The organism is Veillonella sp. (genome assembly GCF_041333735.1).
GTDB lineage: Bacteria > Bacillota > Negativicutes > Veillonellales > Veillonellaceae > Veillonella.
Genome location: NZ_JBGKFB010000001.1, coordinates 1561092 through 1577545 on the forward strand (window position 1 = coordinate 1561092; position 16454 = coordinate 1577545).

14 protein-coding genes are annotated in these 16454 nt (G+C 40.8%); all 14 read left to right on the forward strand.

Translation table 11 applies throughout. The annotated features are described in order from the left end of the window. Window positions 1-2 precede the first annotated feature (2 nt). The 14 genes from plsX (at window position 3) to uvrB (ending at window position 16421) form a co-directional block, all read left to right on the forward strand. Complete coding sequence (gene plsX, locus ACDF53_RS07155) at window positions 3-1031, forward strand: phosphate acyltransferase PlsX (protein ID WP_156719551.1); 1029 nt, start codon at window positions 3-5, stop codon at window positions 1029-1031. Further along, window positions 1015-2010: a beta-ketoacyl-ACP synthase III gene (locus ACDF53_RS07160; RefSeq protein WP_060924752.1), complete on the forward strand. Its 996-nt coding sequence runs from the start codon at window positions 1015-1017 to the stop codon at window positions 2008-2010. Before plsX ends, ACDF53_RS07160 begins: the two co-directional genes overlap by 17 nt. 15 nt (window positions 2011-2025) lie before the next feature. Further along, window positions 2026-2970 (forward strand): enoyl-[acyl-carrier-protein] reductase FabK, encoded by a 945-nt coding sequence (gene fabK, locus ACDF53_RS07165; RefSeq protein WP_105094461.1) that lies wholly within the window; start codon window positions 2026-2028, stop codon window positions 2968-2970. Between the two features lie 10 nt (window positions 2971-2980). After that, window positions 2981-3922, forward strand: coding sequence for an ACP S-malonyltransferase (fabD, locus tag ACDF53_RS07170; protein ID WP_370815857.1), 942 nt, complete (start codon window positions 2981-2983; stop codon window positions 3920-3922). Window position 3923: 1 nt separating this feature from the next. Continuing rightward, entirely contained in the window at window positions 3924-4667 is a 744-nt protein-coding gene (fabG, locus tag ACDF53_RS07175; protein WP_105085447.1) for a 3-oxoacyl-[acyl-carrier-protein] reductase, read from the forward strand. 51 nt (window positions 4668-4718) lie between these two features. Beyond that, window positions 4719-4949, forward strand: a complete 231-nt coding sequence (locus ACDF53_RS07180) for an acyl carrier protein (protein WP_004693441.1) — start codon at window positions 4719-4721, stop codon at window positions 4947-4949. Window positions 4950-5026: 77 nt separating this feature from the next. Further along, window positions 5027-5983, forward strand: a complete 957-nt coding sequence (locus ACDF53_RS07185; protein WP_005386972.1) for a nitronate monooxygenase family protein — start codon at window positions 5027-5029, stop codon at window positions 5981-5983. Window positions 5984-6019: 36 nt separating this feature from the next. After that, window positions 6020-7264, forward strand: a complete 1245-nt coding sequence (gene fabF, locus ACDF53_RS07190; RefSeq protein WP_024066702.1) for a beta-ketoacyl-ACP synthase II — start codon at window positions 6020-6022, stop codon at window positions 7262-7264. Continuing rightward, on the forward strand, window positions 7264-8001 hold the full coding sequence (rnc, locus tag ACDF53_RS07195) for a ribonuclease III (protein ID WP_370815858.1): 738 nt from the start codon (window positions 7264-7266) through the stop codon (window positions 7999-8001). The genes fabF and rnc overlap by 1 nt, the downstream gene beginning before the upstream one ends. Window positions 8002-8196: 195 nt before the next feature. Continuing rightward, entirely contained in the window at window positions 8197-9339 is a 1143-nt protein-coding gene (locus ACDF53_RS07200) for an elongator complex protein 3 (RefSeq protein ID WP_370815859.1), read from the forward strand. A gap of 45 nt (window positions 9340-9384) precedes the next feature. Then, window positions 9385-12939 carry a chromosome segregation protein SMC gene (gene smc / locus ACDF53_RS07205; RefSeq protein WP_370815860.1) on the forward strand — a complete coding sequence of 1185 codons (3555 nt, stop codon included), beginning with the start codon at window positions 9385-9387 and terminating at the stop codon, window positions 12937-12939. Next, window positions 12939-13874 (forward strand): signal recognition particle-docking protein FtsY, encoded by a 936-nt coding sequence (ftsY, locus tag ACDF53_RS07210; RefSeq protein WP_024066706.1) that lies wholly within the window; start codon window positions 12939-12941, stop codon window positions 13872-13874. The genes smc and ftsY overlap by 1 nt, the downstream gene beginning before the upstream one ends. Continuing rightward, window positions 13864-14250, forward strand: coding sequence for a hypothetical protein (locus ACDF53_RS07215; RefSeq protein WP_370815861.1), 387 nt, complete (start codon window positions 13864-13866; stop codon window positions 14248-14250). The genes ftsY and ACDF53_RS07215 overlap by 11 nt, the downstream gene beginning before the upstream one ends. After that, on the forward strand, window positions 14247-16421 hold the full coding sequence (gene uvrB, locus ACDF53_RS07220) for an excinuclease ABC subunit UvrB (RefSeq protein ID WP_370815862.1): 2175 nt from the start codon (window positions 14247-14249) through the stop codon (window positions 16419-16421). The genes ACDF53_RS07215 and uvrB overlap by 4 nt, the downstream gene beginning before the upstream one ends. The last annotated feature ends 33 nt before the right edge of the window (window positions 16422-16454 follow it).

Here is a 16454-nt window from a genome sequence, read left to right on the forward strand (position 1 = left end):
TTATGAAAATTGCAATAGACGCCATGGGTGGCGACTTTGCTCCATTGGAGACTGTACTAGGATCCATTGAAGCCGTACGAGCAAATGAACACATTGAAGTGGTGCTCGTCGGCGATGAGCAGCAAATTTTTAATATATTAGAAGCTAGGAATGAAGCTAAGAATCCACGCATTTCTGTACACCATGCCAGTCAAGTTATCGGTATGGATGAGCATCCAGGACAAGCATTGCGTAAGAAAAAGGACGCATCCATTGTGGTAGCAACATCTTTAGTTCGTGATAATGCTTGCGATGCCGTGATTGCTCCTGGGAGCACAGGTGCAGCTGTAGCAGCTGCATTGTTTGGTCTCGGTCGTATTAAGGGGGTTGATCGCCCAGTTATTGCAACTCCGATGCCAACAGTTAGTGGTATTACTGTTATGTTAGATTCTGGTGCTAACTCAAATAGTAAACCAAAACATCTTGTACAAGGTGCATTGATGGGTTCTGAATATGCAAAACTTTTATTAGGTAAAGAAGAACCTACAGTAGGGTTATTAAATATTGGCGAAGAAGCCACTAAGGGGAACGATGTCGTTCTAGCCACATATCCAATTTTGGAACGTATGAAAACTATTAACTTCAAAGGTAATATTGAAGGCCGTGATATTCCCAAAGGGGTCGTAGATGTTGTTGTTTGCGATGGTTTTGTCGGTAATGTGGTACTTAAATTCGCAGAAGGCTTGGTAACAGGTCTTACACAATTAGTAAAGGATAGCATTATGGCAGGTAGTATTTTTGCCAAAATTGGTGCTATGCTTGTAAAGCCAGCTTTAAAAAAGATGGCAAAACGCTTAGATCACACAGAAAATGGTGGTGCTCCACTCTTAGGGGTTAATGGGGTGTTTATGATTGCTCATGGTAGCTCCAAAGCTAAAGAGATCAAAACTGCTATTGAAATTGCTAGTGATTTAGTGGAACGTAAAATTATTCAACACATAAGAGAAACAATGGATATTGAAGGAGCCTTGAAGTATGACTATGATGAGTAAACCGGTTGGAATCATTGGTACTGGGAGCTTCCTTCCTGACAATGTAGTAACAAACTTTGATCTAGAAAAAATGGTTGATACCAATGACCAATGGATTAGAGAACGTACTGGTATTGAGGAACGACGCATTGCACCGGAAGGTATGAATACATCCTATATGGCGACTGAGGCAGCAAAAAAAGCTATGCAAATGGCTAAGGTTAGTGCCGAAGATATAGACGTGATTATTTTTGCTACCTTAACACCGGATATGATTATTCCTTCAGCCGCTTGTGTATTACAAGCGAATTTAGGCGCTAAGAATGCAGCGGCCTATGATTTACAAGCTGCATGCTCTGGCTTTGTATATGGATTGATTACTGCAGCTAGCTATATTAGCTCCGGTTTATACAAAAAGGTGCTCGTTGTGGGCGCTGAAATTCTCTCCCGTCGAGTAAATTGGAACGATCGTAGTACAAGTATCCTCTTTGGTGATGGCGCTGGTGCCGCAGTAGTATCTGAAGTCCCTGAAGGTTATGGCATTAAAGGTGTTGATATGGGTGCCGACGGTACTGGTGGTCCATCTCTTTGTATTCCTGCAGGTGGTACAGCCGTAGTTGCCAATGACCAACGCATTGAAGAAGGTTTAACATTCATTCATATGGATGGTTCTGAAGTATATAAATTTGCTGTTAAAACGATGGGGCGTACTGTTTTAAAATCTTTAGAACGAGCTGGAATGGAACTTAATGAGTTGGATTTCTTTATTCCACATCAAGCAAATATTCGTATTATTGATTCGGCTGCAAAACGCTTACATATGCCGATGGAAAAAGTATTTGTTAATTTACATAAGTATGGTAATACATCTGCCGCGTCTGTAGCGATAGCTTTGGACGAAGCTAATCGTGAAGGGCGTTTCAAACGCGGCGATAATGTTGCGTTTGCAGGATTTGGTGCAGGCCTTACATGGGCTAGCCTTGTCTTGAAATGGTATTAAGGAGGACACATCAAGATGATTAAGACTGACATTTGTGATTTATTGCAGATTGAGTACCCAATCTTACAAGGTGGTATGGCTTGGCTCGGTACTGCAGAATTAGCGGCAGCTGTTTCCGAAGCGGGTGGCCTTGGTATCATTGGGGCTGGTCATATGCCTCCTGATATTTTCCGTAATGAAATTCACAAATTAAAAGAGCGCACAAACAAACCATTTGGTTGTAATATTATGCTCATGTCTCCATTTGTTAAAGAAGTTATGGAAGTAGTTGTGGAAGAACGCGTTCCTGTCATTACAACAGGTGCTGGTAATCCTGGCGTGTATATTCCAGCTTTAAAAGAAATCGGTACTAAAGTAATTCCTGTAGTTGCTTCCGTATTACTTGCAAAACGCTTGTTGCGCGGTGGTATTGATGCAATTATCGCAGAAGGTACAGAATCTGGTGGTCACGTAGGCGATATTACTACTATGGCATTGATTCCACAAGTAGTAGATGCTGTAGATGTTCCAGTTATCGCAGCTGGTGGTATTGCTGATGGCCGTGGTATGGCTGCAGCCTTTGCATTAGGCGCTCAAGCAGTACAAATGGGTACGCGCTTCGTATTATCCGAAGAATGTATTGCTCATGAAAATTATAAAAATGCAGTATTGAAAGCAAAAGATCGTGCTACTGTTATGACTGGTTTAACAACAGGTCATCCTGTACGTATCATTGATAATGCATTAGCTCATAAATATAAATCCCTTGAATTTAGCGGTGGTTCCAAAGAAGATTTAGAAAACTTAGGTGCAGGCACACTTCGTAAAGCTGCTATTGAAGGTGATGTAAAAGAAGGCTCTGTAATGATCGGTCAAATCTCTGGCATGTTAACAGATGTTAAACCATGTGCAACTATTATCAAAGATATCATGGCTGAAACTGAAACTGTAATTAAAAAACTTCAAGGTCTTGGTAAATAAGGAGGCCCTTATGAAAACAGCATTTGTTTTTCCTGGTCAAGGTTCCCAAAAAGTAGGCATGTTACAAGATTTGTACAATGCATATCCTATTGTAAAACAACGTTTTGAAGAAGCTGACGAAGCGCTTGGCTATTCTATTTCCAAATTGTGCTTTGAAGGTCCTGATACTGAACTTGTTAAAACAGCTAATACACAACCGGCTATCTTAACTGCATCTGTAGCTTGCTATGAAGTTCTTAAAGAACAAGGCTTTACACCTGATATCGTAGGTGGTCATAGCCTTGGTGAATACAGTGCTCTTGTAGCGGCAGGTGTATTGAACTTTAAAGATGCTGTGTATGTTGTTCATAAACGCGGTGAATATATGCAAGAAGCTGTGCCATTGGGCAAAGGTGCTATGGCAGCAATTCTAGCTTTACCTCGTGAACAAGTTGTAGAAATTTGTAAAGAGGTTAACGATTCTGTTGGTTCTGTACAAGCAGTTAACTTCAACTGCCCAGGTCAAATTGTTATTGCTGGTGAAATAGCAGCGGTAGAAACTGCAGCAGAAAAAATGAAAGAAGCTGGTGCAAAACGTGCTGTTATGCTTCCTGTAAGTGCTCCATTCCACAGCCGTTTGATGGAACCTGCAGCTCTTCGTTTAAAAGAAGAGTTGGATAAAATCCAAGTGAGCGATGCTCAAATTCCTGTAGTAGCAAATGTGACAGGTAAAATTTTGACTAATGCAAACGATATTAAAGAATCCTTAGTTACACAAGCTGCAAACCCTGTATTGTGGGAAGACTGCGTAGCTGAAATGGTTAACTTTGGTGTAACTCGATTCGTTGAAGTAGGTCCTGGTAAAGTACTTACTGGCTTTACTAAAAAGATCAATAAAGATATGGAATTAGCCAATGTTGAAGACATTGCATCCTTAGAGAAAACGCTTGAATTTTTGAAAGGGGTTCGATAAAATGCATTTAGAGGGTAAAGTAGCCATTGTAACAGGCGCATCCCGTGGCATTGGTCGCGCTGTAGCTATCAATTTAGCACAATCTGGTGCTGATGTGGTAGTTAACTATAGCGGTAGCGAAGGTGCAGCTCAAGAAACTGTTGAAGCTGTACAAGCTTTAGGCCGTAAAGCCATTAAAATTAAAGCTAATGTAGCTAATGCTGATGAAGTTGCAGCTATGGTGGAAGAAGCTCACAAAGAGTTTGGTCACATTGATATTCTCGTAAATAATGCGGGTATTACGCGTGATGGTTTGTTGATGCGTATGAAAGACGAAGATTTTGATGCTGTTATAGATATTAACCTTAAAGGTGTATATTTAGTAACTAAAGCAGTATCTAAAATCATGATGAAACAACGTTCTGGTCATATCATCAATATGACATCTGTTGTAGGCGTTATGGGTAATGCGGGTCAAACTAACTACGCAGCATCTAAAGCTGGTGTAATTGGTTTTACTAAATCCTGTGCTAAAGAATTAGCAAGTCGTGGCATTACTGTTAATGCTATTGCACCGGGATTTATCAATACTGATATGACTGATGTATTGCCAGAAAAAGTTAAAGAAGCTATGGTTGCAGAAATTCCATTGGGCCGTATGGCTAATGCTGAAGAAGTAGCAACAGTAGCAACATTCCTTGCTAGCGATTTTGCTAACTATATTACAGGCCAAGTTATCAATGTAGATGGCGGTATGGTGATGTAGTTTCAAAATTAGACTATATATAAATACATTTTGAAAGGAGGTGAACCACCAATGAACACTTTCGATAAAGTAAAAGCAATCGTTGTGGAACAATTAGGCGTTGATGAAGCTGAAGTTACCATTGATTCTACATTCATCGACGACTTAGGCGCTGACTCCTTAGATATCGTTGAATTGATCATGGCATTCGAAGAAGAATTCAATGTTGAAATCCCTGACGATGTTGCAGAAAAAATCAAAACCGTTAAGGATACAGTAGAATATATTGATTCTGCTAAATAAGCTGTAAAGCTGACAATTCAGCCGTACGGGAGGCCGAGTGGCCTCCCAACCGGTTTTATTTACAGGAGGATTTGATAGTGAAGCTCCCTGAACTTCGCATTGGGAATCTAGTGGCCAAAGTACCTATTATTCAAGGTGGTATGGCGATTAGATTGTCTACAGCTCGCTTGGCGGCAGCCGTTGCAAATGAAGGTGGTATCGGCCTTATTGCAGCATCCGGTTTGCCGTTTGATGAATTACGATACGAAATACAATTAGCTAGAAAATTATCACCTACGGGTATTATTGGTATAAATGCGATGGTAGCCGCAACACAATTTGCTGGCTTAGTTAAAACTGCCATCGAAGAGGGCATTGATCTTGTAGTAGCAGGTGCTGGTTTTTCAAGAGATATGTTCGCAATGGGCAAAGAGTCTGGTACGCCAATCGTACCAATTGTTTCGTCCGCAAAATTAGCTCGCATTTCTGAAGGTTTAGGTGCAGCAGCAGTAATCGTAGAAGGCTGTGAAGCTGGTGGCCACTTGGGGACGGATCGTTCCGCTCGAGAAATCGTTCCAGAGGTTGTAGCTGCTGTTAAAAACATTCCAGTTATTGGTGCTGGTGGTGTTCTTGATGGTCGCGACATCGTAGAAATGTTGAAATTAGGTGCTAGTGGCGTTCAAATGGGTAGCCGTTTTGCTGCTTCTGATGAATGTAATGCATCTGACGAATTGAAAAAAATGTATGTACGGGCTACTAATCCTGAGGATATTGTATTGATTCAAAGTCCTGTAGGTTTGCCTGGACAAGCAATTAAAAATAAATTTGCTGAATCTGTATTAGACGGTACTGTAGCACCTCCAACGGTGTGTGATAACTGTTTAAAACATTGTTCCCATAAATTCTGTATCATCCGTGCCCTTTCTCGTGCACAACAAGGTGATGTGGAAACAGGTTTGGTGTTCTCTGGCAATAATATGAGAAAAGTCGACAAGATTATGCCAGTTAAAGATATCTTTGCTCAACTAAAACAGCAAGTAGCAGAGATTGATTAATTTAAAAGGGCTGTATAGCTATAAGAGGTGGAATAATTGGAAAAACGTGTAGTAATTACTGGCTTAGGGGCAGTGACGCCTGTAGGTATCGGTAAAGAGAACTTTTACAATGCGTTATTGGCAGGTCAATCTGGTATTGGGCCAATTACACGCTTTGATGCATCTGAATATGCAACGCGTATTGCTGGTGAAGTAAAAGATTTTGATGTTACAAACTATGGCGTAGACAAGAAAGAAGCTCGTCGTATGGACCGTTCTGTAGAATTGGCTATCGGTGCTGCTGTTCTTGCTTGTGAAGATGCTGATCTTGATTTAGATAAACAAGATTTAGATCGTTGTGGTACTGTAGTTGGTACTGGTATTGGCGGTATCGACTCCATCCATGAAGTATATGAAACATTATTCGAAAAAGGTCCTGGCCGTGTAAGTCCATTTGCAGTTCCTATGATGATTGCCAATATGACATCTGCACGTGTATCCATTCGTCTTGGCCTTAAAGGTCCTGTTATTACAGACGTAACAGCTTGTACTTCTGGTACAAATGCTATTGGCGATGCTTTCCGTATTATCCAACGTGGTGATGCTGATATCATGTTTGCTGGTGGTACTGAAGCAGCTGTATCTCCTGCAGCTGTAGCTGGTTTCGCAGCTATGAAAGCTATGTCTACACGTAATGACGAACCAACAAAAGCATCTCGTCCATTTGACCGCGATCGCGATGGTTTTGTAATGGGTGAAGGTTCTGGTATCGTTGTTCTTGAAGAATTAGAACACGCAAAAGCTCGTGGTGCTCATATTTACGCTGAAGTTGTAGGTTATGGTACTAATGGCGATGCTTACCACATTACTGCACCAGCTCCAGGTGGTGTACAAGCTCGTAAATGTATGGAATTAGCAATTAAAGATGCAGGTATCGATCCTAAAGACGTTAACTACATCAATGCTCATGGTACATCTACTGGCCTTAATGACAAAAATGAAACATTGGCTATTAAAGAATTATTCGGCGATCATGCTAAAGACATCGCTGTTAACTCTACAAAATCCATGACAGGTCACTTGTTAGGTGCTGCTGGTGCTATCGAAACTATCGTTATGGCGATGGCTATCGAAACTGGCAAAGTTCATCCTACAATCAACTGTGACAACCCTGATGAAGGTTTGGATCTTGACTATGTTCGCGAAGGTGCACGTGACCTTCAAGTTAAATGTGCTCTTTCCAACTCTTTCGGTTTTGGTGGTCATAACGGTACACTTTGCGTACGCCGTTATGAAGGCTAATGGTAGCTGTTGAAGCGCATAAGAGTAAGATGACACAAGCTCGTGAAGAATCTCTTCATGGGCTTGTTGCTCGTTTAGACATACCTGTGTCAGATATATCCATTTTAGATTGTGCTTTTACACATACATCTTATGCGAATGAACATAAATCAAAGCATATTAATCACAATCAGCGATTAGAGTTTTTAGGCGATGCTGTTTTGGATCTTATTATTGGGGAATACCTATTTAAGACTTATCCAGACATGGCCGAAGGTGATTTGACGAAAATTAAGGCCGCTACAGTATGTGAGGATTCTTTAGCATCTGTAAGTCGTTCTTTACAATTGGGGCAATATTTATTGCTCGGTCATGGTGAGCGTGCTTCCGGTGGTAATGATCGTAACTCTATACTAGCAGATACCTTTGAGTCCCTCATTGGTGCTATTTATATTTCTACAGAATACCAAACGGCGATGGACTTCGTTTTAAAACATCTCATTACTTATATCAAGCAAGCTTTAGAAGGTAAACGGGGCAAGGATTATAAAACCTTATTACAAGAATATGTGCAACGGGATGGTGATAAACATATCGTCTATCATTTGCTCAGTGAAAGTGGTCCCGACCATGCTAAGACCTTCCATATGGTGGTCGAAATCAATGGTGTTACTTACGAGGCCGGCTCTGGTAAAAGTAAAAAAATTGCAGAACAACATGCGGCTCAATTAACGTTAGAAAAGTTAATGGCTAAATAGAAAAGCGCCTAATGGCGCTTTTTTCTGTATAATAGTATATAGAATAGTAAATATATTTATCTTATGATCGTTGTATCGAAAGCCTTATATCTTAATATATTAATTACTTATCATAAGGAATAAATACATGGATATTAATATATTAATAAAAAAGGTTTTGACTGAGTTTACTTTATATAAGAAGGGAGAGTGACTATGAAACCATTTGGTATGATACCTTTTTTTATACCTCATGTAGGGTGTCCTTATGTATGTACATTTTGTAACCAGTCCCGTATTACAGGCCAATCGGGTATTAGTCACCTAACACCGGATTATATTAAAGCAACGATTACAGAGTATGTGGGAAGTAAACGAAACGATAAGTTTTGGGAAGTCGCCTTTTATGGGGGCTCCTTTACAGCTATCCATAAAGAGTTACAACATCAATTATTAGCTCCTGCTTCTGAGATGCTTAAGCGCGGCATAATTGATGGTATACGTTGTTCAACGCGGCCTGATGCTGTAGGTGACGAAGCAATTACCTTGTTACAGTCTTACGGGGTAAAAACAGTAGAACTTGGTGTGCAGTCTATGAATGACGATGTTTTAGTCGATGCTAAGCGCGGCCACACCGCACAAGAGGTAGTAGATGCTGTTACACGATTAAAGCAGCGTGGAATGACTGTAGGTGTTCAGCTTTTACCGGGATTAAAAGGTGAAACTTGGGAAACCATTCTAGAAACCGCTATTGCTGTAGTTAAACTAGAACCAGATTTTGTACGAATCTATCCTGTTCTTGTTATCGAAAATACGGAACTAGCAGATCAATATAGATCTGGTGAATATGAGCCATTAAGTACTGAGCAAGCTATTAAATATTGTGCATTCTTAAAGGAATGGTTTGAACAGCATAATATTGAAGTTATACGTACAGGATTACAAAGCACGGACGAGCTTGATTCAGGCAATAGTTTGGTAGCAGGTCCCTATGAACCTGCTATGGGTGAGCTCGTTGTAAATGAACAATATAAACAACGTATTGAAAGATGTATTGATGAACATCTTTCTTCAGAAAATTTGTTAGGAAAGCAAAATGATTACAATTTTTCTCATTTCAATTGTTACCATACCCATAAGGTAGGATGTAGATTTTATTCGGATAGTGGTGATATTTTGATGAAACATAGGATTGTAATTTCTTATCCTAGAAGCAGCACATCAAAGGTGCGAGGTCTCAAAAATCGCAATATTTTATATTTCCAAGAAACGTATCCTCAATTTAGTATAGATTGGTGTGAAGATAATACGAGAAATACTGTTCGTTGCTGTATTGATGGCCTACAATATATGTTATAATAAAAGATATGATTAATTGGGGTTGTTAGTAGAAAGGAGGCAGTCATGCAATTACTTCGGTTAGAATTAAAGGGCTTTAAATCGTTTGCAGATAAAACGGTTGTAAAATTCTCACCAGGAATGACTGCCGTTATTGGGCCTAACGGAAGTGGTAAAAGTAATATTACGGATGCTATGAAATGGGTGTTAGGGGAATCCAATGTCCGTAACTTACGTGGTCAAAAAGCAGAGGACATTATTTTCTCTGGTACGGAAAAGCGCAAGCCTATGAGTGCTGCGGAGGTTACACTTGTATTTGACAATAGTGACCATCAATTAGATGTAGATATGGCTGAGGTTGCTATTACACGCCGTATTTATCGTACTGGTGAAAGTGAGTTCCTTATCAATAAACGCTCTTGTCGTTTAAAGGATATTCACCTTTTATTAGCTGATACAGGCCTTGGGAAAGATTCAATGGCTATTATCGGTCAAAATCGCATTGATGCTATTTTGAATTCAAAGCCTGAAGAGCGTCGTTTGATCTTTGAAGATGTAGCAGGTATTTCTCGTTTTAAAATCAATAAAGAAGATGCATTGCGTCGTATTGCTAGTACAGACCGAAACATGGAACGCGTACGCGACGTAATGGCTACTATCGAAGAACAACTAGGACCTTTGTCTGAAAAGGCGGAAAAGACTAAAAAGTATATGACCTTAAGTCGTACAAAGCGCGACTATGATGGGGCATTAGGCTTTCACAATTATAAGACCTCTGATCGTTTATTAACGCGTTTCGAAAATGATAATATTGCATTTAAGAATGAAGAGATTGAGCTTCAAACTGAATTGTCTAAATTGGAAGCGCGCCGTCATACCTTGCAATCCGCATCAACAAAAGAGCAAGAACAACTCAAGTTGTGGGAGGCTCAGTATACGGAAAAGCAACGTGATGAAGAACGTTTAGCCGGTCATTTACGTCTGTTAGACGAGCAGTTGAAGACAGCTCGTCGTGAATTAGATGAAACATCTATGCGTATTAGCGAATTAGAAGCTACGCAAAAGGGCGAAGAACAACAATTGCGCATTTTAAATCAATTGATTCAAGATGAAAGTGCTCAATTAGTAGAAAAAGAGTCTAAGCTTGAAGAGTTAGAATCTAATTATAAAAAAGCTGTTGAAGATGTAAGTGCTGAGCAAGCTAAGTTCCAGTCCTTACAGTCTAATCGAGAAGCCTTTGAGCAACATCAATTAGAAATTGTGAGTGCTATTGAAACAGCAAAGGCTAGCATTCGCAGCTTAGAATCTCGTAAGGCTGAGTCTACGAAACAATGTGAAGTTTTAAAGGATGAAATAGGTCAAGTAGATAGTGAATTACAAGCAGCTCGCGGTGAATTTGACATATTAGGCCAACAGTTTAATGCTATTTCTGCCCAACGACAAGCCCTCGTTGATGGCGGTAAAGAAGCAGCCTTACAAGCTCGTGAGGAACGCAAAGAGTTACAAAAACTTCGTACCCAAGAACAACGTGCTAAGGGCCGTTTAGAGCTCTTAGCTCAATGGGAAGAGCAGCATGAAGGTTATTTAGAAGGCACTAAGAATATTCTTAATGGTAAAGGATCTTGGCGCGAACATATTACGGGCGCCGTAGGTGATCTCTTTACGGTAGAGGACAAATATACAACAGCTATTGAAACGGCATTAGGCGGTAGTGTTAACCATGTTGTGACCACTACTGCTCGCGCTGCTGCAGATGGGGTAAATTATTTGAAATCTATCCAAGGGGGCCGCGTAACCTTCTTACCGATGGATTCCGTAAAAGGTAAGCCCTATGATACGCCAGCGTTACGTGAAAGTTGTGTTATAGGTACAGCCGTTGACTGTATTTCCTTTGATAATAAGTACGCCCATATCTTCCAATATTTATTGGGCCGTACGTTAGTCGTATCCTCTATGGATGAGGCCATTGGATTACAGAAGAAATATAATCAACAACTGCGTATCGTAACCCTTACAGGGGAACAATTCCAACCAGGTGGTTCTTTAACGGGTGGTACTACAAAGCGCAAGCGTGCCTCCGTATTAAGCCGTAAGGAAGAGGCTACTAGTCTTGAACAAGAGCTTGTACAAATTGAAGAACAAATCCATTCTTTAACAGCTAGCTTAGAAAATTTAGAAAAACGGGTTGAAGAGGCTGAAAAAGAACGAGCTACCCTTGATGAAAGCTATCAACATACGAACTTACTCTATGTAGCGAGCGAAACAAAGGTACAAAATATACAAAATCAAATGGATCGTAAGAAACGTGTCCTTTCTGAAGAAGAGCAACGTTTAGCTCAAATTGATATTGATTTAGCTACTACATCGGTTAACTTGAAAGATCAAGAAGCAGCATTGGCATCCTTACAAGAAAATCATGGTGTAGAGGGCAATCAAGGGGCCTTGATGGAGCGTTTAACTGTATTGCAAAAGATACAGCAAGAGGCGTATGAAGCTTTCACAGAGGCACGCCTCACCTGTGATACGTTGCGACAAACCATTAAGGAACGCGAAGCTCAGCGAGAACAACGTAATCAATCCATTGCTAACATTGTAGAGCGACTAACACCGTTACGTAATTTGTTAATTAGCACTACAGAGCGCTATGAAGTGGAGCTACCAAAGGCTAAAGAATTGGCAGACCGAGAATTGGCTTCTGCTACAGCGGAGGTTGAACGATTGCGTGCACTTCGCGATGAGGCTTATGATAAAACATCTACAGGACGTGAAGAGATGGAATCTATCCTCGGTGAGCAAGATCGATTGAACCAACGATATAAAGTCGTTCAAGGTCGACTCGTCGATATGGAAGGTAAGATTACACGTCATCGCATGGATTGTGAGCGCTTTGTAGAAGAACTACAAGAGTTAGGCTTTACCTTAGAAGATGCGCAGGCTCTTCGCGTTGAAGGCTCTGTAAACGATTGGAAGGATGAGCAGGCTCGCTTGATGGCAGAAATTGCCGAACTGGGCCCAGTCAATCCGAACGCTGTTGAAGAATACGAAGAAACTAAAGAGCGTTATGACTTCTTAAGTACTCAGTTAGCAGATTTAGATACAGCGAAAGAGCAATTGCAAGCGGTTATTGCTGAAATGGACAAGGCTATGAGTACACAGCTATACGATGTATTAGATGTAGTAGGTCGTAGATTCCAAGAGGTATTTAGCCAACTATTTGGTGGTGGTACGGCTCAAATTGTATTGACTGATCCAGATAATATCTTAACTGGTGGTATCGACTTTTATATTCAGCCGCCAGGGAAGAAGCGTCAACAATTGACCTTGTTATCCGGTGGAGAGCGTGCCCTTACGGTTATTGCTTTATTGTTCTCGTTCCTAGACTATCGTCCTGCGCCGTTCTGCGTGCTTGACGAAGTTGACGCAGCCCTTGATGAAGCCAATGTAGAACGATTTAGTTCTTACTTAAATCGGGTAAATAAAGAAACACAATTTATCGTAGTATCGCACCGTAAAAAGACGATGGAAGCTGCCGAAGTATTACAAGGGGTGACCATGGTTGAACGAGGCGTATCGCGATTATTAACAGTAGCATTTGAAGATGTGAAGGAGGATCTAGCATAATGGCATTTGGATTCTTTAATAAAATCAAAGAGGGCTTAGAAAAAACTCGTAAGTCCTTTGTAAAAAATGTAGAGACAGTTATCATTGGTTATGCAGAAATTGATGATGATTTCTTAGATGATTTAGAAGCAGTTATGCTTACTAGTGATCTTGGTCCTAAAACGACAGAATATTTGATGAAAGAAATTCGTCGTGGTGTAACAGAAGGTATTATTAACAATACTGGTGATGTAATGCCATTCATGGAAGACCGCATCACAGAAATGTTAGTTGACCAAGAAGATGAAATTACACTTCACCACCCAGAGGTTATCCTTGTAGTTGGGGTAAATGGTGTTGGTAAAACTACGACCATTGCTAAGTTAGCTAACTATTACACTAAAGAAGGCAAAAAGGTTATTATCGCTGCAGGTGATACATTCCGTGCCGCTGCGGCTGATCAATTGTCTATCTGGGCAGATCGCGTAGGTGTACCTATCGTTAAACATAAAGAAGGGGCTGACCCTGCAGCTGTTGTTTACGATGCAATGGAAGCAGCTAAAGCTCGTAATGCAGACCTCGTTATTGTAGATACTGCAGGTCGTTTACACACTAAAGTTAATCTTATGGAAGAACTTAAAAAGATGGGCCGCGTAGCGAATAACCACGTAGAAGGGGCACCACATCAAACATTGCTCGTCTTAGACGGTACTACAGGTCAAAATGCAGTAAGCCAAGCTAAATTATTTGGTCAAGCAGTACCAGTAAATGGTATTGTTGTGACTAAGCTTGATGGCACAGCAAAAGGTGGCGTAGTTATCTCTATTAAAGAGGAATTAGGCGTACCTGTTCGCTGGATCGGCGTTGGCGAAGGCATGGATGACTTGCGTCCATTTAATGCGAAAGAATTTGCTAATGCACTATTTAATAAAGGAATGATTCAAGGTGACAAATAAATATAACCGGGAATTCTTACTTGAATATGTAGAATCTGAAAATAAAAAAAATGAATGTAATGTTAGCCTAGAAAATATGGAAAAGATTGTTGGCTTAATCGAGTATTTCGGCATTGAATTATATCGTCCTATTACAAGATTGCTACTTTCAAATTGGGAAGAGATTACAGAACGTATTAATAACTATACTGAGTCAGATTGGATGATGGCTGATGAAATCCAAAAGACTACGCCTACATTAGATCGTTTCTCCATTGCTATGCTCATTGAAGTATTAGAAGGTGAGGATACGTTGAACCAAGCGGAAAATGCAGGTCGTCGTCTATCGGAGGAAGAATTAAAGGCTATCCGTAAACATCAGGATGAACAGGAATGAAACATAATACATATAATTACGAAGGGGGCCAACCATTTAAAGTGGAGGCGCCCTTTACGCCTACAGGGGACCAACCAACTGCGATTCAGTCTTTAACAGAAGGCATTGAACGCGGTGAATGGGCCCAAGTTTTGCTCGGTGCCACTGGTACAGGTAAAACCTTCACAATGGCTAAGGTTATCGAGGCAGTTCAAAAGCCAACTCTGATTATTGCTCATAATAAAACCTTAGCTGCCCAGCTATGTAGTGAGTTTAAAAGCTTCTTCCCTAATAATGCGGTAGAATACTTTGTGTCTTACTATGATTTCTATCAGCCAGAAGCGTACATTCCTTCTAGCGATACGTATATCGAGAAAGATGCGTCTATTAATGATGAAATCGATAAACTGCGACATAGCGCTACGATGAGCCTCTTTGAGCGCCGCGATGTGATTATCGTTGCCTCTGTTAGCTGTATTTACGGCTTAGGTGACCCTGAGGACTACTCTGAACTCGTGTTGTCTTTGCGCTTAGGTCAGACGAAATCTCGCGATGAAATTCTGTCTAAACTCGTGGATATTCAATATACGAGAAATGATATGAACTTTATCCGCGGTACCTTCCGTGTACAAGGGGATACTATTGAGATTTTCCCTGCTGCGTATAGTGAAAGAGCCATTCGAGTGGAGCTCTTCGGCGACGAAATCGATCGCCTCGTTGAGGTAGATGCTTTGACTGGTGAAGTGATTGCTGAACGCAAGCACGTTGCGGTCTATCCAGCATCTCACTATGTAACAACGAAAGATAAGATGCGTATTGCTGTAGAGCGTATTGAGGCTGAGTTAGAAGAACAGTTAGCTAAGTTGAAAGCTGCTGACCGTCTATTGGAGGCTCAACGTCTTGAACAGCGTACCCGTTACGATATAGAAATGATGCAAGAAATGGGCTATTGCTCAGGCATCGAAAACTATTCCCGCCACATGTCTGAACGTAAGGCTGGAGAGGCACCATACACATTGATAGACTATTTCCCAGATGACTTCCTCATCATGGTGGACGAGTCTCATGTAACCATTCCTCAAGTACGTGCCATGTACAATGGTGACCGTGCACGTAAAGAATCACTCATCGAATATGGCTTCCGTCTGCCGTCTGCGCTTGATAATAGACCGCTTCAATTCGATGAATTCGTGGAGCGTATCAATCAAATTGTTTATGTATCGGCAACGCCTGGTCCATACGAAATGGAAGTACAAACGAATGTGGTAGAGCAAATTATTCGTCCTACCGGTCTACTTGATCCATCCATTGAGATTCGTCCTATTAAGGGACAAATGGATGATTTACTCGGTGAAATTCATAAGCGTGCAGCTAAGAATGAACGTGTTCTCGTTACGACCTTAACGAAGAAGATGGCAGAGGACTTAACAGAGTTCTTGAAGGAAATGGGCGTCCGTGTTCGTTACCTTCATTCAGATATCGTTACCATTGAGCGTGCTGAGATTATTCGTGATTTACGGGCCGGTGTCTTTGATGTACTGGTTGGTATTAATTTGCTCCGTGAAGGCTTAGATATGCCAGAAGTTTCTTTAGTAGCTATCTTAGATGCAGATAAGGAAGGTTTCTTACGTTCTGATACGGCTATGATTCAAACTATCGGGCGTGCCGCTCGTAATGTGAATGGTCACGTTATCATGTATGCAGACCATATAACAGGTTCTATGCAGCGCGCCATTGATGAAACAGATCGTCGTCGTGCCGTACAAGAGGCTTATAACATTGAACATAATATTACGCCTAAGTCTGTCTCTAAAGATGTAAAAGAGCTTATTGAGTTAACGAAAATTGAAGAAGATATGGTCACCGATGGAAAGGACTTTTCACCGAAGAAAGGGAAAAAGAAATCCTCTACAACGGGTATGGACCATGGACACGAACCATATGTACAAGATATATCTAGTCCTAAGGTGGCAGATATAACTCCGGAAGAGTTATTCAATAAAATTGAAGAGCTTGATCGTCAAATGAAGGCCGCTGCAAAGCAGCTTGAATTTGAAAAGGCTGCAAAACTTCGTGATCAATTAGGGGAACTACGTCAACAATGGTCCGATATGCATAGTGCAGGTGAAAGCAAGTTAAAAAAACCTGCATCAACTAAAGGTAGAAAGCGGACTAGCTCAAAGAGTAAATAGATTGTAATAAAACACATAGATTATATAGACTAT